This window comes from Geobacter benzoatilyticus, assembly GCF_017338855.1.
Taxonomy (GTDB): domain Bacteria; phylum Desulfobacterota; class Desulfuromonadia; order Geobacterales; family Geobacteraceae; genus Geobacter; species Geobacter benzoatilyticus.
Map to the genome: position 1 here is coordinate 2136602 of NZ_CP071382.1, position 18958 is coordinate 2155559.

An 18958-nucleotide genomic window follows, 5' to 3' on the forward strand; every position below is an offset into this window, starting at 1 on the left:
GCGTGGAGTTGTTTATATTGTTTACGCTACTAATTTTTCCCGTTGGTGACAAGAGCTAATTCCCGTCTGGAGGAGGAAGCATGGTCAAGCGGTATAAGGTGCTCGTTGGCGGAGAATGGATCGGTGATGACCGTCCAGGGGTAGATGTCATTAACCCTTTCGATGATACGGTTGTGGGGATAGTTCCGGAAGCCTCGGCAGATGATGTCGAGATGGCAATAGAATCAGCCCGCAGGGGATTTGCGGAAATGGCGGCCATGCCGGCCTTCCGTAGAGCCGAGATTCTGGCGCGCGTCGCTGACTTTATCGAGAGGGACCGGGAAGAGATTGCGGAAATAATCGCCCGGGAGGCAGGCAAATCATTCAAGTATGCGCTGTCCGAGGCAGACAGAAGTGCGGAAACGTTCCGGTTTGCTTCATTTGAGGCGCGAAGAAGCCATGGTGAGCTTGTGCCCATGGATGCCTCGTCTGTGTCCGCCGGGCGTTTCGGCTATTATGTCCGTACCCCAATCGGCGTCATAGGTGCCATTACACCGTTCAATTTCCCTCTCAATCTTGTCGCCCATAAAGTCGCTCCGGCAATTGCCGCCGGTAATGCGCTGGTTCTGAAGCCCGCCACCAAAACCCCGCTTTCGTCGATAAAGCTTGCATCTATAATGGCGGAAGCAGGGCTTCCCGCCGGCGCGCTCAATATCGTAATAGGCAGTGGCAAGGTTGTGGGTAACAAGCTGGTGGAGGATGACCGCCTGGCGATGATAACCTTCACGGGAAGTCCGCCCGTCGGAATAGAAATCAAGGCGAAAAGCGGGCTCAAGCGCGTCACGCTTGAACTGGGATCCAATTCCCCAACGATTATCGACGAAGATGGTGATGTGGATGCTGCCGTTTCGAGATGCGTTGTCGGCAGCTTTGCAAATTCCGGGCAGGTGTGCATTTCGGTCCAGAGGATTTATGTTCATCAACGCCGATATCAGGAGTTTTTGGAGAAGTTCGTTGCTGCGACGCAACAACTCAAAGTCGGGGATCCGATGGATCGGGCCTGCGATATAGGCCCGATGATATCGCGCTATGAGCTTGAGCGCGCTGTATCGTGGCTTGAGGAGGCAAAAGAGCTTGGTGCAAAGATCGAGGCGGGTGGACAGGTCATCGGCAACTGTCTTGCGCCGACCATTCTCAGTGGCGTGACACCAGCCATGAAAGTAGTTTGCTCAGAGGTGTTTGCACCGATCGTCTCGGTGCTTCCCTTCGAGACCTTTGAGCAGGCCCTGGATATGGCTGATGATTCCTGTTACGGTCTCCAGGCAGGTATCTACACCCGTGACATCAATAAGGCGTTTCAGGCGATAGGGCGGCTTGATGTCGGTGGGGTCATTATTAATGATGTCCCTACATTCCGGGTCGATCACATGCCCTATGGCGGCAATAAGCAGAGTGGCCTCGGTCGCGAGGGGGTCAAATATGCCATGGAAGAAATGACAAATATTAAAATGGTATGTATTAATTTGTAAAACAGTGATAAAAGGTTTTGGGTTTTAAGTTTAAGCTGTTGAAATTATTGAATTTAAAAGAAAGCAGCATTCAATTAAAAAAACCTTGACATAATTTTTAAAGACAGTATATTCTCTCTCCGTTGTGTTTATAAACCATGCGCACTGCGCGAATATGGCAATCAAAAAAAAGGAAAAGAGGTGAAACGTCAATGAAAAAACTGCTTTCTCTGACCCTGTGCCTTGCTATGGCTGTAGCTTTTGCTGCTGGCTGCAAGAAAAAAGAAGAAGCTCCGGTTCCGGCTGAGCAAGCCGCTCCGGCTGAGCAAGCCGCTCCGGCTCCTGCTCAAGAGCCGATGACTTCTGCTCAAGCTCCGGCTGCCGAGCAAGCTGCTCCGGCTGCTCCTGCTGAGCACAAGTAACCAGCTTACTTCTGCGAGTATAGAAAAAGGCCTACAGAACATGTTCTGTAGGCCTTTTTCTATTTGATAGCCTGAAATCAATTGACATTAAACAGGCTGCATGGTATCTGAGACGGTCATTTTATTTTAGTCACACTTTGGAGGCACTGATGGAAAGAACATTCGCTATTATTAAGCCTGATGCGGTTGAGCGGAATATTGTCGGCAAGGTTCTCGAGAAAGTCGAGGCTGCAGGCTTCAGGATTGTGGGCATGAAGAAGATACAGCTTTCCAAAAAGGAAGCAGAGGGTTTCTATTATGTTCACAGTGAGCGCCCTTTCTTCAATGATCTCTGTTCGTTCATGTCCCGCAGCCCCGTTGTCGTGCTGACTCTCGAGCGTGAAAATGCCATTGCAAAATGGCGCGAGGTTATGGGGGCAACTAATCCGGCCAATGCCGATGCCGGCACGATTCGCAAGGAGCTTGGCCTCAGCATCGAGGAGAACACGGTCCACGGTTCGGATTCCCCCGAGTCGGCTGCCTTTGAGATTCCGTACTTCTTCAGCCAGCTAGAACTCCTCTAGGTTGCAACAGCATTGCGAGGACAAAAGCCCTTCACATGAAGGGCTTTTTTATATCCAAGTACTATGATGAACAGTAAAGTTGATATCAAAAATTTTACCCTTGATGATCTTATCGCATTTCTTGCCGGCAAGGGTAAGGAGCGGTACCGGGCCCGGCAGATTTTTAAGTGGGTTTACCAGAAGGACGCCCGCAGTTTTGCCGAGATGACCGATCTGGCCAAGGACCTTCGGCGGGATCTTGAGGAATCGGCCTTCATCAGTAATCTGGAGCCCGAGGCGATGGAGGTGTCACAGGACGGCACCCGGAAGTATCTGTTTCGTCTTGAGGACGGCAATACCGTCGAGTCGGTTCTTATCCCAGAGGAGGACCGGACTACTCTCTGCATTTCGAGCCAGGTGGGCTGTGCCATGGCCTGCGAGTTCTGTCTTACGGGCACTTTCCGTCTTACGCGGAACTTGACCGCCGCAGAGATAGTGAATCAGATATGCGCCGTGCGCAGAGACGTTCCTGTCCGCAATATTGTCTTTATGGGGATGGGCGAGCCGCTGGCAAATCTTGATAATGTCCTCAAGTCGCTAAAAATTATCCTTCATGATGACGGCCTTCAGTTTTCTACCCGGCGGGTAACGGTTTCCACCGCAGGGCTTGTCCCGGAGATGGAGCGTCTGGGAAGCGAGGTGACGGTCAATCTGGCCGTGTCCATCAATGCTACCACCGATGAGGTGCGCAGCAGGATCATGCCGGTAAACCGGAGATATCCGCTCAAAACGCTTCTCGATGCATGTCGAAATTATCCTTTGCCGGGGCGCCGGAAGATTACCATAGAATATGTGATGATCAAGGGGCTCAACGATTCGCTGGAGGACGCAAAACGGCTTGTGAAGCTCCTGAGTGACATCCCCTCGAAAATCAATCTGATTCCCTTTAACGAGCATGACGGTTGTTCTTTCAAAAGCCCAGGTCAGGGGGCGATTGATGTGTTCCACAGTTATCTTCTGAGCAAGCATTTCACGGTTATCACCCGATCGAGCCGCGGCGCTGATATTTCCGCTGCGTGCGGGCAACTCAAGGGTAAGTTGGATAAGGGTGCTTTGAGCTTCTGATTCATATCGACCAGGGAGGAGTGCGGCATGGGTGAACAGGTTATCGGCGTCATTGGCGGAAGTGGCCTCTACGAGATGGAAGGGTTGAGCGATGTTCGGAGTGTTGCGGTGGAAACCCCCTTCGGCGCCCCGTCCGACGAGTTCATTACCGGAGTTCTCGACGGTGTGCGGATGGTGTTTCTCCCCCGGCACGGGAGGGGACACCGGCTGCTGCCGTCGGAAGTGAACTACCGGGCGAATATATATGGGATGAAGAAGCTTGGTGTTACGCGGATTATCTCCGTTTCCGCCGTCGGAAGCATGAAGGAGGAGATCGCTCCGGGGCACATCGTAATTCCCGACCAGTTTATCGACCGTACCAACGCAACGCGGGCCAACACCTTCTTCGGCAATGGGTTAGTGGCCCATGTGCAGTTTGCAGATCCGGTGTGCGCTGAGCTGTCGGAGCATCTGTTCGAGGCGGCCAAGGCTGCGGGGGCGATAGTTCATGGCGGTGGGACGTATCTCTGCATGGAAGGGCCGGCCTTCTCCACCCGTGCCGAATCCAACCTTTATCGCTCCTTCGGCGTTTCAATCATAGGGATGACGAACATTCCCGAGGCAAAGCTTGCCCGTGAGGCCGAGATCTGCTACGGAGTCATAGCCTTGGCGACCGATTACGACTGCTGGCACGAGTCACATGATGATGTGTCCGTTGATGCGATTCTCGGGATAATGAAGCAGAACGTCGTCATGGCCAAGTCTATAATCGGCCAAGTCGTGAAGCGGATTGGTGCAGATAGCTCCTGTTCATGCTCGTCGGCCCTGACCTATGCGATTATCACCGACCGTGCTGCCGTTTCGGCCGAGGCCCGACAGCGGCTCGATCTGATAATTGGCAAGTATCTGTAAATAACTTAAGGAGATTTCCATGGGGATCCTTGTTGTCGGTTCTGTGGCTTTTGACTCGGTGGAGACGCCTTTCGGTAAAGTTGAGAACGTACTAGGGGGGTCTGCTACCTATTTTTCCACGTCTGCGAGCTTTTTTACTGATGTGAGCCTCGTGGCGGTGGTGGGGGAGGATTTCCCCCAGGAGCATCTCGATTTCCTTCAGTCCCGCAATATTGATTTGCGTGGTCTTGACCATGAGGGTGGTAAGACCTTTCACTGGAAGGGGAAGTACGGTTACGACCTCAACGAGGCCCAGACCCTGGAAACCCATCTGAACGTGTTCGAAAGCTTCAAGCCCCAGATTCCGGCTGCGTACCGGGATACGGAGTTTCTGTTTCTGGCCAACATCGACCCTGAATTGCAGATGGAAGTGCTCAGCCAGGTGGAGAGGCCAAGAGTCGTTGCCTGCGATACCATGAACTTCTGGATATCCTCCAAGCCGGAGGCGCTCAAGGCGGTTATCGCCAAAGTTGACATCTTTATCATCAACGAAGGAGAGGCGCGTCAGCTCACCCAGGAGGCTAACCTGAGCAAGGCGGCCCGGAAGATCCTGGCCATGGGGGTGAAGACCCTTGTAGTTAAGCGGGGCGAGTACGGTGTGCTCATGTTCACCGATAATTCGGTGTTCGCGGCGCCGGCTTACCCCCTCGAAGATGTGTATGATCCGACAGGGGCCGGCGATACCTTTGCCGGCGGCTTCATGGGGTATCTGGCCAACACCGGCGATACTTCCGAGGCGGGTATACGCCAGGCCGTCATTTTCGGGAGCGTCATGGCGTCGTTCAATGTGGAAGACTTCAGCCTTGAACGGTTAAAGCGGCTTGAATACCGTGAGATTGAGACCCGCTACCGAAGCTTTAAGGCATTGACGCACTTTGAGGGACTTGCCGAAGCTTAAGCAAGGATGCTTTACACGCCGGTGCGTTGACAATGCAGGGCAAATCTGCTACGGTTCCCAAGCCGTGAGCAGGCTTTCTGCGCCGGTTTTCGCGATTTACACATGTTATTTCCACCACCGGCTTGAGGTGATATCCATGAAACGTCTTCTTGCGCTGACCTGCATGGCGATCCTCTCCCTCACGGCGTGCGGCATATCGGACGCCTCCCGGAAACAGGCATCGTACCATTTTCAAATGGGGCTTTCCTATCTTGGTGAGAACGATGCGACCCGGGCCCTCATCGAACTTACCGAAGCGGAGAAGCTGACCCCTGACGATCCCACTCTGTTGAACAGCCTCGGGCTTGCCTATTTCTACAAAAAACGCTTTGATCTTGCGGAACAGAAATACCGCCGGGCCATCGAGCTTAAGCCCGATTTCTCCGAGGCCCGGAACAACCTTGGCGTTAACTATCTGGAGATGCAGCGATGGGATGATGCCGTGTCCCAGTTCACGCTGGTTCTTGCCGATCTTTTCTTTGTCCGGCATGAGCATGCGCGGATAAATCTCGGCCTTGCCTACCTGGGTAAAGGAGACTATCCGCAGGCGTTAGAGACGCTGCGTCAGGCGGTTTCGAACTCCCCCGACAATATATTCGCCCGGGTTGGCCTGGGCCGGGTATATTTCGCCATGGGGCGCAATGAGCTGGCAATCCAGGAGTTCACCAAAGCTGTCGAACTCAATAAAAACTACCAGAACAGCTACTATTACCTTGCTCTTGCGCACTTGAAGGATAAAGATTACGTGTCTGCCGCAGAGGCATTCCGTGAAGCGATACGGATAGCGCCCGATTCGGAGAAGGGGCGTCTTTCCCGTGAATACCTGGATTCGATTCGTTGAGAGGTTTCCTTGATTGATGGCTCCGTCCCCGAAAAGAGGGAAACAACTATCGGAGTGTTGCTGCGGGCAGCTCGCGAATCCCGTGGCGAGTCGTTGGAGGATGCTGCCCGCGTTACCCGCATCGGCAAGAATTATCTCGCCGCCCTTGAAGAGAACTGCTTCGAAAAGCTCCCGAATCCCGCCTATGTGAAAGGGTTTCTAAGGGTTTACGGGAAGCATTTGGGCTTGTCGCCCGACGACTTGATTCACAGGTACGAGGAGTTTTCAGGCTCGGTTCCCGCCATGGAGCAGAGCGTCCCCGAGGGGGATTCCCCCAGTGTTAAGCCGGTACGGCTTCCCACGAAAAGCCGCTGGATGATTCCGCTGTTTTTGCTTGCGATGGTGATCATTACCGCCACGTTCATTCCCCAGAGAGAGCCCCAGCCGCCTCGCCCCGCGCTGAAAACGGTACCTTCCCGGATGTCTGCCCCTGTGCCGGTTCAACAGCCGATGTCTTCGGTTGCCGCAGACCCGCTGTCGTCGCCGCAGGCGGCACCGGAAGAAGCGCCGGAACAATTGTCCCCTGAAACGCCTGTTCCGTCATCCATGCCTGGAGGCGTAGTCCTTAAACTGAAAGTGATTCAGGACTGCTGGTTGAGTATCACGATTGACGGGGCGCTTTCTCAGCAATATGACCTGAAGGCCGGCGACCTGATAGAGTGGAAAGGCGAGCGGTCCTTCTCCCTGGACATCGGCAATGCCGGCGGAATCGAGGCCGAATTCAACGGGAAGGCGCTGCCGTCGTTTGGTGAATCCGGCGAAACCGCCCACGTGGTTCTCCCGGCCGAACAGCCTGGGGAACAGTAGTTTCAGCAACGCATCAATCTATTACGCCAGATTATTCCAAAGAGAGGATTTTCATGAATCTGTCACGCTGCAGAAAATGTGGAAGAGTTATGAAGAGTGAACGTATCGATCCCTACCGGGTAAAGTTGTCCTGTGTCTGCGGTTTTTCTGATTTTCGGAATATCCCGGACAAGTCGAAGACGGTAAACCCCTTCTACCAGAAGGCGAGCCTGACCCCTCTGATAGAGAGTGAAAAGGGAAAGATGGTGCTGACTATGCAGCGGAATAACAGGGATCATCTGGAAATCATTTCCCTGGAAGAAATCAGCATGCTTGTTTCCTCAGACTTCAACCTTCCCGAAGTACTGCAGAGTGTGACGAAGAAGGTGGCCGAGCAGCTGAAGGTGAGTGTTTGCAGCATCTATTTGAGAGAGGGGGATGAGCTCGTGCTCTCCGCCACCCACGGCTTCGATCCTTCTTTTGTGGGCAAAATCCGCATCAGGATCGGCGAAGGCATTACCGGAACAGTTGCCAAGGAAGGACGCCAGATATCCCTTACCCACGCCTCCCAGGATTCGCGCTACAAGCATTTCTCCGAACTTCAGGAAGAGAAGTACAATTCCATGCTTTCTTTTCCCATCAGCGACAAGAAAGAGGTCTATGGGGTAATCAACCTGAATACCACCTCCATCAAGTCGTTCCAGGAAGATGAAATCTATTTTGTTTCAGTTATTGCCAATCTGATTCTGACTGCCATAAAGCTTCGCCTGCAGGTAGCCACGGGGAAAAAAGCGTCGTAACCCCTTTGCTTGACAGGAGGTGACTCCATGCTAGACTCAGACACAACGCACCATGTGACGCAAGCGGAGCCTAACATTGCCAGAGCATGCAAAAAAGAGAATACTGGTGGTTGATGACGAGGAGAACGCCCGGATAGGTCTATCGAAACTTCTCGAACGGGAAGGGTTTGAGGTCGAAAGCGTCTCGAACGGCTATGAAGCTCTTAATTACCTCAATCAGCGGCAGGTTAATGTCATAGTCACTGATATCAATATGCCGGAAATGAATGGAATCACCTTCCTTAAGGAACTCAATAAGAGTTTTCCCGACAGCAATGTCATTATGATTACTGCTTACGGCGGAGTTGAGTCGTATATTGAGGCTATGAATCTTGGTGCCTTTGAGTATATCAATAAACCCATAAAAATTGACGAGCTTAAGTCTATCCTGAAAAAAATCTTCAAGGACAAAGAGAGCTGTCACTGATCGGCTGTATGCCAATACTCTGATCTGACGCTTCGTTCCGTATTCCTTCAGGGGGTAGAACCATGGGAACTTTTTCCACCATTGTCTTTCCAACCGATTTTTCCGAGAATTCGGAGTATGCCTTTGACCAGGCCCTGACCCTGGCCCGTCAGTTCAATGCGCGCCTGGTCATAGTGCATGTGATCAACGAGCCGGTTGATCTGCGCGGCTTTTATGTCCCCCATGTTTCATTCGAGAAGCTCGAAGAAGAAATTGCCGAGGCTGCCGAGAAGATGATGGAAAAATTCTGCCGGACCAAGCTCAAGGACTACGCCAATTTCACGAGCTGCATAGTGTCGGGGATTCCCTATGACGAGGTGCTCAAAAAGGCGGAAGAGGAGAATGCTTCCCTCATTGTGATGGGAACCCACGGCCGCCGGGGCATTGATCATTTTCTTTTCGGCAGCACGGCGGAGCGGGTGGTGCGCAATGCCAAATGCCCGGTCATGACGGTCCGTCCTCCGGAATCCTGAATCTATGTGCGCTCTGTTTCGTGCAGGGCTGACGGGGGCAGCGTATAGCTGCCCTTTGTTGTTTAACTGGAACAGGGGAGCTTTGCCCGCCCATGACTATGGTAACAAGCGATAGCAAGGGTTCTGTACTCATCATAGATGATGAGAAGGTAATCCTTGATCTCACCTCCATTGTTCTCGTAAACCGCGGCTACACGGTATTCACCGCATCAGACGCCATGATGGGCATGAAGGAGCTCGAGGAGCACCATCCCCAGTTGGTTCTCCTTGACTACATGATGCCGGTCATGGACGGCTTGACGGCCCTCAAGGAAATCCGGCAGCGGTTCCCCGACACCTACGTCATCATGTTCACCGGCAAGGGAAACGAGGAGATTGCCGTTGAACTGATGAAGGCCGGGGCCTCCGATTACATTCTCAAGCCGTTCAATAATCAGGACCTGGTGGAGAGGATCGAGAGCGTCCTGAGAATCAGGAAGGTCGAGCTCCGAAACCGGGAGCTGATGGAGGAGCGGGAGCGGCTGCTGTCCGAAATTGCCGAATGGAACCGTCAGCTGGAGGAGCGGGTCATGGAGAAGAGCGAAGCTCTTCAACGGGCCCAGGCGGAGATAGTTCAATCGGAGAAGCTCGCCTCTTTGGGGTATCTGTCGGCAGGAATGGCCCACGAAATCAGAAATCCCCTCAATTCCATCAATCTCTTCGCGCAACTACTCAAAAGCGGTTGTGACGACCATGAAAAACTCGATTTTATCGATAAGATTCTCAAGGAAGTGGAGCGGGTCGATGAAATAATGCGCAAGCTTCTCGATGCTTCGAAACGCCCCCGGTTCCAGTTGAGCGAGGTGCGGCTCGACCGGGTAATCGACGCGACCCTTGAGGTGTTCAGGCCCCAGACCGAGCTCTATTCGATAAATGTGGTGAAAGACTTCCGGCATATCCCCCCCTCCTTTCAGGCGGATCAATCCGAGATCGAACAAATCTTCACCAATCTCTTTCTGAACGCAATCCACGAGATGCAGCAGGGGGGCACGCTCACCGTTTTGCTCGATCATGACGACCAGGCGGTTACCCTCCGGATTTCCGATACCGGCAAGGGGATGCCGCCTGAGAACGTGCAGAAGATCTTCGATCCCTTCTTCACCACCAAATCCAGCGGCAGCGGCCTCGGCCTTGCGGTGGTGCTTCGCATCGTCAAAACCTATCACGGGAAGATTGCCGTGGCGAAGAGCGACGAGACCGGCACCACCTTTGTCATAGAGCTGCCACTGCTCCCTTCCTGACCCCCTTTCTCCTTTTCTTTTCACCATCGATTTTGTATGATGGCGCCACTTTTCCTGCATTTACGATAACCTGAATCCGTGATGGACGACGCACCTGCGGGCACGCGGAGCGAAGCCGGGGACATCCGTCGCGGATTCCGTGATAAATTAATCCTGATGCCGATTCTGATACGAAACATTGTCCTTGCTCCCGGAGAAGGGGACGAGGTGCTCCGGGTGCGTCTTGCCGAGCGTTTTGGGGTTCCGGACCGCGATATCCGCTCGGTGCGCCTTGTTCGCAAGAGCATTGACGCGCGCCGGAAGGGCCGAGTAATCGTTGTCTGCACCGTCGAATGCCGGGTGGCCGACGAGGCGGCCTTTCTCGCAAGGCACGGCCAGGACCCGGACGTAAAGGTCCTGGTGAAAGAGATTCAACCGCCCCTGCCGCGCTTAACCCCAAGGGGGCGGATCGTAATCGTCGGCATGGGGCCGGCGGGGCTCTTCGCTGCCCTGAGGCTCGTGGAATACGGCCTTGCTCCCACCATACTGGAGCGCGGGCGGCCGGTGGAGGAGCGGACGCGTGACGTGCAGGCCTTCTGGAGTCTGGGTGAACTGGATACGGAGAGCAATGTCCAGTTTGGCGAGGGGGGGGCAGGTACATTCTCCGACGGCAAGCTCACCACCAGGGTGAACGATCAGCGGATCGGCTATGTACTCGAAAAGCTCGTTGCCTTCGGCGCTCCGCAGGAGATCCTGTACCAGGCCAAACCCCATGTGGGGACCGACCAGTTGCGGCGGGTTGTAGCCGGTATCCGGCAGGGGCTGCTGGCTGCCGGCTGTGACATCCGCTTCCGGAGCCAGATGACCGACATCGTTTCCCGGGAGGGTCGGGTTGGCGCGGTCGTAGTGAACGGCACCGAGGAGCTGGCGGTTGAAGAACTCATCCTTGCCCCCGGCCACAGTGCCCGCGATACTTACGAAATGCTCGCCAGCCGTGGCGTTCACCTGTTGGCGAAGCCCTTCGCCATGGGAGTGCGGGTGGAGCATCCCCAGGAGCTCATCAACGGGATCCAGTACGGCAGGGGGCATCACCCGGCCCTGCCGCCGTCCGATTATGCCCTGGCTTACAACAACCGCAAAACCGGCCGCTCGGCCTACTCCTTCTGCATGTGCCCCGGCGGCGTGGTGGTGGCGGGGAGCTCCGAAGAGGGGGGCGTAGTCACTAACGGCATGAGCGCCCATCTGCGCAACTCTCCCTTTGCCAACAGTGCTCTGGTGGTTACCGTTGGTCCCGATGACTTTGGCTCCGCCCTGCCTCTGGCGGGGGTAGAGTTCCAGCGGCGCTGGGAGCGCCGTGCCTTTGAAGCCGGCGGCGGGGGGTATCGGGCCCCGGCCCAGAATCTCCTTTCCTTCCTTGGCATGAAGGGTGGAAAGGGGGTATCCTCTTCCTACAGGCCCGGAGTCGCTGAAGCCGATCTCACCATGGCGCTTCCAGCTGCCGTGACCGAGACCCTGCGGGAGGGGCTCCGGGACTTCGACCGCAAGATGCGGGGGTTCGTCACCGCCGAGGCCACCCTCACCGGCGTGGAGACCCGGACTTCGGCGCCGGTGCGGATCGTTCGGGGAGAGGATTGCCAGTCGGTTAGCCTGCCCGGTCTCTACCCCACGGGGGAAGGGGCCGGTTACGCGGGGGGAATCATGAGCGCCGCCCTGGACGGTATCCGGGTGGCCGACATAATTGCAGGGAAGATAGCCGCCGAGACAAGGAGCGCGATTTGAACAAGGTTTACGTGAGCAGCATCAAGGACCGGGACCAGCTGGAATCGGTCTTTCTCGTTAAAGACAAGATCATGGCCATGGCCAAAAACGGCAAGCCGTACATGACGCTGAAGCTCATGGACAAAACCGGCGAGATCGAAGGGCGGGTCTGGGACAATGTGGATGAGCTCTCCGCCATCTTCGAGCGGGACGATTTCATCGCCATCCGCTGCAAGGCCAGCGTCTACCTGGGGAAGATGCAGCTCGTCATCTCCGAGCTGGTGCGGGTCCCCGACGAACGGGTGCAGCTGGCCGATTTCCTTCCCGAGTCGGACCGCTCCGTGGCCGAGATGGAACAGGAACTTGCCGCGCTCCTGGCGAGCTTCACCGATCCCCACCTGAAGGCCCTCATGGACGCCTTTTTCGGCGACGCCGAACTCATGGCCCTCTACCGGATAGCACCGGCCGCCAAGGGTATGCACCACGTCTACCTGGGGGGGCTGCTGGAGCACTCCCTGGCGGTGGCGCGGCTGGTTGATGTCATCATCCCCCTCTACGGGGGGCTAAACCGTGACCTCCTGGTGGCGGGGGCGCTGCTGCACGACGTGGGGAAGGTGCGGGAGATGACCTATCAGCGCTCCTTCGATTACACCGACGAGGGGAAGCTTCTGGGGCATATCACCATCGGCGTGGAGATGGTGCAGGAGCGGATTGCCGCCATTCCGGGCTTTCCGGCGGAGCTGGGGATGCTTCTCAAGCACATGCTTCTGTCCCATCACGGCCAGTATGAGTATGGCTCTCCCAAGCGGCCAAAGACCGTGGAGGCCACGATCCTTAACTACCTGGACGACCTGGATTCCAAGATCAACGGCATCAGGACCCACCTCCGGAAAGAGACGGAAAGCCAGAGCCGCTGGAGTTCTTACCACCGGCTTTACGATCGCTATTTCTTCAAGGAAAACTGCTGCTCCGGGGAAGAATACGACGAGGCGGCAGAAGCGCAAGCAGAAGGAGCCACCCTCGGGTTGCCGGTTCAGCAGCCCGCACCGCCGGAACCGCCGGCAGCACCGGCGCCGCAGCCTCGGCAGGAGGAGTCTCAGAAGAAAAAAGGGTTCCACAACAACCCATTTGAGCAGCTCCAGGGGAAGAATCTCGATCTGTTCAACCAGTAGACCATCTCGGGAGATACCATATGATCTTCGAAATTGTTGTCGTCGGCCCCCTGGGGGTCAACTGCTTCATCCTCGGCTGCGAGGAGACCAGGGAAGGAGTCGTGGTGGACCCCGGCGCCGATGCGGGCCGGGTTATCGACCGGGTTCGCGCCCTGGGCCTCTCTGTCCGCACGGTCATCAACACCCATGGCCATTTCGATCACGTGGGGGGTAACAAGGAAGTTCTGGAGGCCACCGGCGCCCGGCTCATGATCCACCGGGACGACACCTACTTCCTCTCCCGGGCAGCCGAAGTTGCTGCCAACTACGGGCTCACCACCGAGAACTCCCCTCCGCCGGACGAGCTTCTGGAGGATGGGATGACGGTCACCTTCGGAAAGTGCTCCATGAAGGTGCTCCATACGCCGGGTCACACCCCTGGTGGATGTTGTCTCCTTCTGGAAGGGGAGGGTAAGGTCATCACCGGCGACACCCTCTTTGCCGAATCGGTGGGACGGACCGATTTTCCCGGTTCCTCCCACGAGGCCCTCATAAGCTCCATCCACTCGAAACTTCTTCCGCTTCCCGATGAAACCCAGGTTTATCCTGGCCATGGCGAGTCAAGCACCATCGGGCGCGAGAGGCGGTACAACCCGTATTTGAACGGGTAGGAGTTACTTCCATGCTCAACGGCAAACAGATCGTCCTCGGAGTGACCGGCGGAATCGCCGTCTACAAGGCGGTGGAGCTCGTGCGGCTTCTGACCAAGGCGGGGGCCGACGTCCACGTTATCATGACCCGCTCGGCCACGGAGTTCGTGGGGCCCCTCACGTTCCAGACCCTCACCTCGAACCCGGTCCACACGGAGATTTTCAACCTGATCGCCGAGCGGGAGATCGGCCACATCGCCCTGGCCGACCGGGCTGACCTCTTCATCATAGCTCCGGCCACGGCTAACGTCATCGGCAAGATTGCAAACGGCATTGCCGACGACATGCTCACCACTACCGTCATGGCCACCAGGGCGCCGGTTCTCATCGCCCCGGCCATGAACGTGAACATGTGCACCAATCCCATCTACCGGGAGAACGAGGAGAAGCTCCGGCGTCACGGCTACCGCTTCGTTTCGCCCGTCAAAGGGATGCTCGCCTGCGGCTGGGAAGGGGAGGGGAAGCTCCAGGATCCGGCAATCATCATGGAGGAGGCGGCCCGGGCCCTCGCCCGGCAGGATCTGGCCGGAGAGCGGATTCTCGTGACTGCCGGTCCGACCCTTGAGGAGATCGACCCGGTCCGCTTTGTCAGCAACCACTCGTCGGGGAAGATGGGGTACGCCATTGCCAGGGCAGCCCGGCGCCGTGGAGCCGAGGTGGTTCTCGTGGCCGGCCCGACTTGTCTCGATGATCCGTGGGGGATCGAGACGGTCCATGTCTGCTCCGCCGCCGAGATGCGCGATGCGGTCATGGCGCGTGTAGCCGCGAGCACTGTCATCGTCAAGGCCGCCGCCGTGGCCGACTATCGCCCCAAAAGCCGGTCAGCGGGTAAAATAAAGAAGTCGGCGGATGCCCTGGTGCTGGAGTTGGAGAAGAACCCCGACATCCTGTCCGAGTTGGGCGGGGTTAAGGGAGATCGGGTCCTGGTGGGATTTGCGGCCGAAACCTGCGAGCTGGTGGAGAATGCCCGCAAAAAGCTTGCCGGCAAGAACCTGGACATGGTGGTGGCCAACGACATCGGCCAGCCGGGGGCCGGCTTCCATGTGGACACCAATATCGCCAAGCTTCTTTATCGGGACGGCCGGGTGGAGGAACTCTCCCTCATGGGGAAGGACGAAATGGCGGCAATCATTCTCGACCGTGCGGCTGAATTGAGAAAATTGGGAATGAGGGGCGAAGAGTAGGGAGCTAGCCCCTGGACATGATCTGGAGGAGCTTTTCCGGCTCCCAGATGGCCTCCCGGAGCCGGTATTTCATGGTGTCCACCTGGGCGACGGCATCATCTTTGGCGATCTTGCCGGTGTTGTAGAGGAGCCGGAGGTTTTTCCTGACCGCCTCGGCGGTGGCCAGGGCCCGCTCTCCCGTGGGGTCGGCCTGGAAGTAGCGGGACTCCTCCAGACGGTTCAGGAAGTCGAACACCGCCTCCCCTGCCAGGTCCAGGTACTCGCTCCGGTCGTCCTCCTCCAGAGTGTATCGCGAGGTGTCGGAGAGGGTTTTCAGCACCTGCTGCCACTTCTCGAGGCGGCTCACCAGCAGGATCGAGTTGAAAATCCGCTTGTTGGTGCCGAAGGAGAAGATGGTGTCCGAGAGCACGTTCCGCAGCAGGGCGTCGTTGGCCTTGTAGTTCTCCGTGGCCACCTTTTTGCCCGTTTCCCATATCTCCTGATCCACAAAGGTTTCCAGTCGCATCTCCCAGTAAGCGTGCTTCAGGGTCAGCGTGGAGAAGCTCTCCATTATCTTGTGGGGAACGTAGTAGTTGTGGGCCACGGTGTCGGCGGCCAGGTGAGACAGGTAGCCGTAGGCGCAGGCCTTCTGGGGAGGGTTCCAGGCGTACTCCAGAACCTTCATTCCTATCCGCCAGCGGTGGCAGTGCTGGAGGTAGTGGGTGAACTTCTTGCCCAGGGTGATGTCCGCCGCTATGCAGCCGTAGAGGAAATCGTGGGGAAATGCCCCCACCACTGCCGCCACTGCCGGGCTCACGGCCTGGAGATTGTTGATGACGGCGGTGCCGAGCTGGAGGTGGACGCCGGCACCCCAGGCAAAGGCGCTTTGAGGTATCAGAAGCAGTATCAGTAGGAACACCGGCAGGATTGACATGGGGATTATGGTATGAAACCATCGGAAAAATGTAAAGGATTTTGCAGCCATGGGCAATGAGGGGGGGAGTGGGGCAGTTGCTTCGCTCCGGCGTTATCTGGAGGAGCTGAAAGAGACAGGCGTGGTCGAGCTTCCCCGAGCCGCTGTGACGGGGGGAGAAAAGACGGCCCCGCCGCTTGAGGCCAGTCCCGTTGCGGAATCCGCTTTGCCGTTGCCCGTTGCCGAGCCGCATGCTCAGGCGGCTGCCGGCGAAACTCTGGATGATATCCGCAGTGAACTTGGGGAATGCGTCCGCTGCCAGTTGGGGAGCCAGCGCACCAACCTTGTTTTCGGAGTCGGCAATCCCCGCGCCCGGCTTGTTTTCATCGGCGAAGCGCCGGGGCGGGAAGAGGATCTCAAGGGGGAGCCCTTCGTGGGGGAGGCGGGGCAACTTTTGACGAAGATTATCCAGGCAATGGGGTTCGCGCGGGATGAGGTCTACATCTGCAACGTCCTCAAGTGTCGCCCCCCCGGCAACCGCAATCCCCATCATGAAGAGATCGAGCAGTGTGCGCCATTCATGCTGCGGCAGGTGAGGGCCATCGCCCCGGAAGCCGTGGTGGCGCTGGGCACGTTCGCGGCCCAGACGCTTCTTGCCACCAAGGAGCCGATATCACGGCTCCGGGGGCGATTCCACGACTACCACGGCATACCCCTCATGCCCACGTTCCATCCGGCGTTTCTGGTGCGCAACCCTGAGCGCAAGCGGGAGGTTTGGGCGGACATGAAGCAGGTTATGGCGCTCATGGGGAAAGATGTGCCGGGTAAGAAGGGGTAAAGAAAGGAACAGGCCATGTACGAGCATCTTTATGACGAACCCATGGGAGAAGATGTGCCGCTTCCCTTCGAGCTTCCCGAGTGGATAGCCCGCGCCCCCTTCGAGGAGTACCTGGGGATGACCATCGAGGAGGCCGAAGGGGGAAAAGCGCGCCTCACCATGCCGTTCCAGGTGAAGCACGCCCAGGGGAAGGGACTCATGCACGGCGGCGCCGTCACCGCCCTGGCCGACACGGCGGTGGCCATGGCCATCAAGAGCATGCTCCCGGAAGGGAGCCACTTTGTGACCACCGAGCTTAACCTGAAATTTCATGCCCCGATTCACGGCGGAACGGTTACGGCCATGGCCGAGACAGTCAGGGAAAACGAGCGGACTATCAGGGGAGTTGCTGAGATATTTGACGATAAAGGGGTTAAAACCGCCACGTTTACCTCTGTTTTCAGGATCAAGCGGCAGTGATGGGGTATACCATGGGAAGTGCGATCCAGCTGGTGATCGCGCCGGTTATCCCGCCGACCGACGTCAATTTCCGCCCTAAAGCGCCGCCAGTTCCGTCCGCCACTGCTCCTGGAACGCCAGGGCGCAGGTGACCGTAGTCCTCGCGTCGTACTCCAGTTCCAGCTTTCCCTCAGTTTTGACTTCTTTTCATTGGAACATCTCAGTGTAGAGATCGAGGAGTTTCCCTTTGTAGTCGGTACCGTCGTTTTTCAGGTGGTTTCCCTTGGTTTAGACGACCAGCAGGAGCTGGCGTTCACCGCCAGCGGTCATGACGCCGGCAGCAACTGATGAAGCCTTACCACGCTGACCTCTTCGGCGGCGAGGGCCTGTTCCGCGCCGGTGTCCAGGTCGTCCATGCAGAAGAGGGTAAAATGCTCGCGCCGGTCGCCGCTGCGCCACGGTACGGCCCGCGCCTTTTCCTTCAGCCGCCGGGCATCGGCCACGCTGAACTTTTTACCACTCAGCTTGCACTCGCCGAAAAAGATCGCCCCATCCTCCTCATTGAGCGCCACAATGTCAATCTCCACATCCCCCCGCTTGGTCCAGAAACCGCCGATGCGGGTGAAGGTGAACGGCACGACCGTGCCGTCATTGCGCTTCAGGAGCATGGCGCGGATCAACTCCTCGAACGACCACCCCATGAACGTCGAGATATCTGCCTGGATCTTGCCCAGGAGCCCCTTTTCATCGCCGATTTCGATCAGGCTCTGGTTGCGGTAGAGGTACCGGAACCAGAAACGGAGCAGAGGATCCTTCAGGTAGTAGCGGCCGGTCTTCTGCTCCTGCCGGGTCGCCGTCACCGGCAGCCGCCGCTCGATGACCTGGTAGCAGGAAACCAGTTCGTCGAGGTATTTGCTTATGCTGTTGACGTTGATTCCCGACTTGTCGGCGATGCGGGCCATCTGGGTCTCGCCGCCGGCGATAACTTGGAGGATGGAGAAGTAGAGGTGGTAGTTCTTGCCGAACTCCTCGATCAGGAGGTCTTTTCCCTCGTTCTGCAAGATGGCGTCGGTTTCGCAGAAAAATTTCCGAATGATCTCCGCTTGAGTGGCGCCGAAGAGCCGGTAACGGTCAAGCAAGAAATAGTATTTGGGGATGCCGCCGAAGAGGGTGAAGAAGAAGGGGAGGTGCTTCACCGCATCGACCTGGTGATCGGCCAGGATTTCGGCAACCACGTCGGGGATCAGTGGTTCCACGTAAAGCCTGGCGGTTATCCGGCCGAAGAGCGGTTCCTTGGCTCCCTCGAAGATCTCGCGCATGAGGGTCTGCACCGACCCGATGCAGACGATGGTCCCCTTGGAGGTGTCCTTGCTCCGGTCCCACAGATCCTGGAGCGTCGAGAACACGGCTGGGTCCACCTGCTGGAAGTTCTGGAACTCGTCGAAGACAATGAAGAGGGGTTGCTCTCTGGTGATCTCGAAAAGGGCGCGGAAGAAGTCGTCAAAGCTCCCGAAGGATGCCGAGGCCAGCAGCGGCACCCGCACGGCCAGAAGATCCCGGAATTCATCAAGCAGCACGCGGGGTTTTTTCTTCGACACGAAGAAATAGAGAAAGTCATCCCGACCTTCGGCGAACTTCCGGACCAACTCGGTTTTGCCGACCCGGCGTCTGCCGGTTATGACCGCCAGGTGTGCCGACTCTTCCGAGAGATAGGCAATTTCCTTCAGGCGGGCAAGTTCTTTTTCCCGGTTATAGAAACGCATGGCGAAATAGTATCATACGAAATTGTATCATACAAGGGGGTAGGTTCTTGACGTGGCGCAGATGAAGTCGAACATCGT

The 18958-nt window shown here is 56.8% G+C and carries 21 protein-coding genes; 19 read left to right on the forward strand and 2 right to left on the reverse strand.

Translation table 11 applies throughout. The features are described from left to right. The first annotated feature begins 80 nt into the window (after positions 1-80). From JZM60_RS10055 to coaBC, 16 genes are all read left to right on the forward strand, one after another. Complete coding sequence (locus tag JZM60_RS10055) at positions 81-1508, forward strand: aldehyde dehydrogenase family protein (protein ID WP_207162219.1); 1428 nt, start codon at positions 81-83, stop codon at positions 1506-1508. 191 nt (positions 1509-1699) lie between these two features. Then, the gene (locus tag JZM60_RS10060) at positions 1700-1909 is read left to right on the forward strand and encodes a hypothetical protein (RefSeq protein ID WP_207162226.1); all 210 of its coding nucleotides are present in this window, start codon (positions 1700-1702) and stop codon (positions 1907-1909) included. A 149-nt stretch (positions 1910-2058) separates the two neighbouring features. Then, positions 2059-2472, forward strand: a complete 414-nt coding sequence (gene ndk, locus JZM60_RS10065; protein WP_207162228.1) for a nucleoside-diphosphate kinase — start codon at positions 2059-2061, stop codon at positions 2470-2472. Positions 2473-2535: 63 nt separating this feature from the next. Continuing rightward, positions 2536-3576 (forward strand): dual-specificity RNA methyltransferase RlmN, encoded by a 1041-nt coding sequence (rlmN, locus tag JZM60_RS10070; protein WP_207162230.1) that lies wholly within the window; start codon positions 2536-2538, stop codon positions 3574-3576. Between the two features lie 27 nt (positions 3577-3603). After that, on the forward strand, positions 3604-4467 hold the full coding sequence (mtnP, locus tag JZM60_RS10075) for an S-methyl-5'-thioadenosine phosphorylase (protein ID WP_207162236.1): 864 nt from the start codon (positions 3604-3606) through the stop codon (positions 4465-4467). 19 nt (positions 4468-4486) lie between these two features. Next, positions 4487-5404: a carbohydrate kinase family protein gene (locus JZM60_RS10080; RefSeq protein WP_207162237.1), complete on the forward strand. Its 918-nt coding sequence runs from the start codon at positions 4487-4489 to the stop codon at positions 5402-5404. A 136-nt stretch (positions 5405-5540) separates the two neighbouring features. Then, positions 5541-6284, forward strand: a complete 744-nt coding sequence (locus JZM60_RS10085) for a tetratricopeptide repeat protein (RefSeq protein ID WP_207162238.1) — start codon at positions 5541-5543, stop codon at positions 6282-6284. Positions 6285-6293: 9 nt separating this feature from the next. Further along, a complete protein-coding gene (locus JZM60_RS10090) occupies positions 6294-7130 on the forward strand; it encodes a helix-turn-helix domain-containing protein (RefSeq protein WP_207162239.1) in 837 nt (278 codons plus the stop codon). 89 nt (positions 7131-7219) lie between these two features. Continuing rightward, positions 7220-7909, forward strand: a complete 690-nt coding sequence (locus JZM60_RS10095) for a GAF domain-containing protein (RefSeq protein ID WP_241426217.1) — start codon at positions 7220-7222, stop codon at positions 7907-7909. Between the two features lie 76 nt (positions 7910-7985). Further along, positions 7986-8375 carry a response regulator gene (locus tag JZM60_RS10100; protein WP_207162242.1) on the forward strand — a complete coding sequence of 130 codons (390 nt, stop codon included), beginning with the start codon at positions 7986-7988 and terminating at the stop codon, positions 8373-8375. Positions 8376-8437: 62 nt separating this feature from the next. Continuing rightward, a complete protein-coding gene (locus tag JZM60_RS10105) occupies positions 8438-8887 on the forward strand; it encodes a universal stress protein (protein ID WP_207162244.1) in 450 nt (149 codons plus the stop codon). Positions 8888-8979: 92 nt separating this feature from the next. Then, entirely contained in the window at positions 8980-10167 is a 1188-nt protein-coding gene (locus JZM60_RS10110) for a hybrid sensor histidine kinase/response regulator (protein WP_207162246.1), read from the forward strand. Between the two features lie 156 nt (positions 10168-10323). Next, positions 10324-11925 carry an NAD(P)/FAD-dependent oxidoreductase gene (locus tag JZM60_RS10115; RefSeq protein ID WP_207165565.1) on the forward strand — a complete coding sequence of 534 codons (1602 nt, stop codon included), beginning with the start codon at positions 10324-10326 and terminating at the stop codon, positions 11923-11925. After that, positions 11922-13076, forward strand: a complete 1155-nt coding sequence (locus tag JZM60_RS10120) for a 3'-5' exoribonuclease YhaM family protein (RefSeq protein WP_207162248.1) — start codon at positions 11922-11924, stop codon at positions 13074-13076. The genes JZM60_RS10115 and JZM60_RS10120 overlap by 4 nt, the downstream gene beginning before the upstream one ends. Before the next feature lie 20 nt (positions 13077-13096). Then, a complete protein-coding gene (locus JZM60_RS10125; protein ID WP_207162250.1) occupies positions 13097-13726 on the forward strand; it encodes an MBL fold metallo-hydrolase in 630 nt (209 codons plus the stop codon). Positions 13727-13737: 11 nt separating this feature from the next. Next, positions 13738-14949 (forward strand): bifunctional phosphopantothenoylcysteine decarboxylase/phosphopantothenate--cysteine ligase CoaBC, encoded by a 1212-nt coding sequence (gene coaBC, locus JZM60_RS10130; RefSeq protein ID WP_207162253.1) that lies wholly within the window; start codon positions 13738-13740, stop codon positions 14947-14949. A 4-nt stretch (positions 14950-14953) separates the two neighbouring features. On the opposite strand, the gene JZM60_RS10135 is transcribed toward coaBC, so the two are convergent. Next, the gene (locus JZM60_RS10135) at positions 14954-15862 is read right to left on the reverse strand and encodes a zinc dependent phospholipase C family protein (protein WP_207162254.1); all 909 of its coding nucleotides are present in this window, start codon (positions 15860-15862) and stop codon (positions 14954-14956) included. A 49-nt stretch (positions 15863-15911) separates the two neighbouring features. On the opposite strand from JZM60_RS10135, the gene JZM60_RS10140 reads away from it, so the two are divergent. From JZM60_RS10140 to JZM60_RS10150, 3 genes are all read left to right on the forward strand, one after another. Further along, the gene (locus JZM60_RS10140) at positions 15912-16679 is read left to right on the forward strand and encodes a uracil-DNA glycosylase (protein WP_207162256.1); all 768 of its coding nucleotides are present in this window, start codon (positions 15912-15914) and stop codon (positions 16677-16679) included. Positions 16680-16694: 15 nt separating this feature from the next. Beyond that, positions 16695-17138: a PaaI family thioesterase gene (locus JZM60_RS10145; RefSeq protein ID WP_207162258.1), complete on the forward strand. Its 444-nt coding sequence runs from the start codon at positions 16695-16697 to the stop codon at positions 17136-17138. Positions 17139-17327: 189 nt separating this feature from the next. After that, positions 17328-17465 (forward strand): hypothetical protein, encoded by a 138-nt coding sequence (locus tag JZM60_RS10150; RefSeq protein ID WP_207162260.1) that lies wholly within the window; start codon positions 17328-17330, stop codon positions 17463-17465. Here the strand turns inward: JZM60_RS10150 and JZM60_RS10155 are convergent. Then, positions 17444-18880: an ATP-binding protein gene (locus JZM60_RS10155; protein WP_207162261.1), complete on the reverse strand. Its 1437-nt coding sequence runs from the start codon at positions 18878-18880 to the stop codon at positions 17444-17446. The two genes, JZM60_RS10150 and JZM60_RS10155, sit on opposite strands and share 22 nt — an antisense overlap. Positions 18881-18958: the final 78 nt, after the last annotated feature.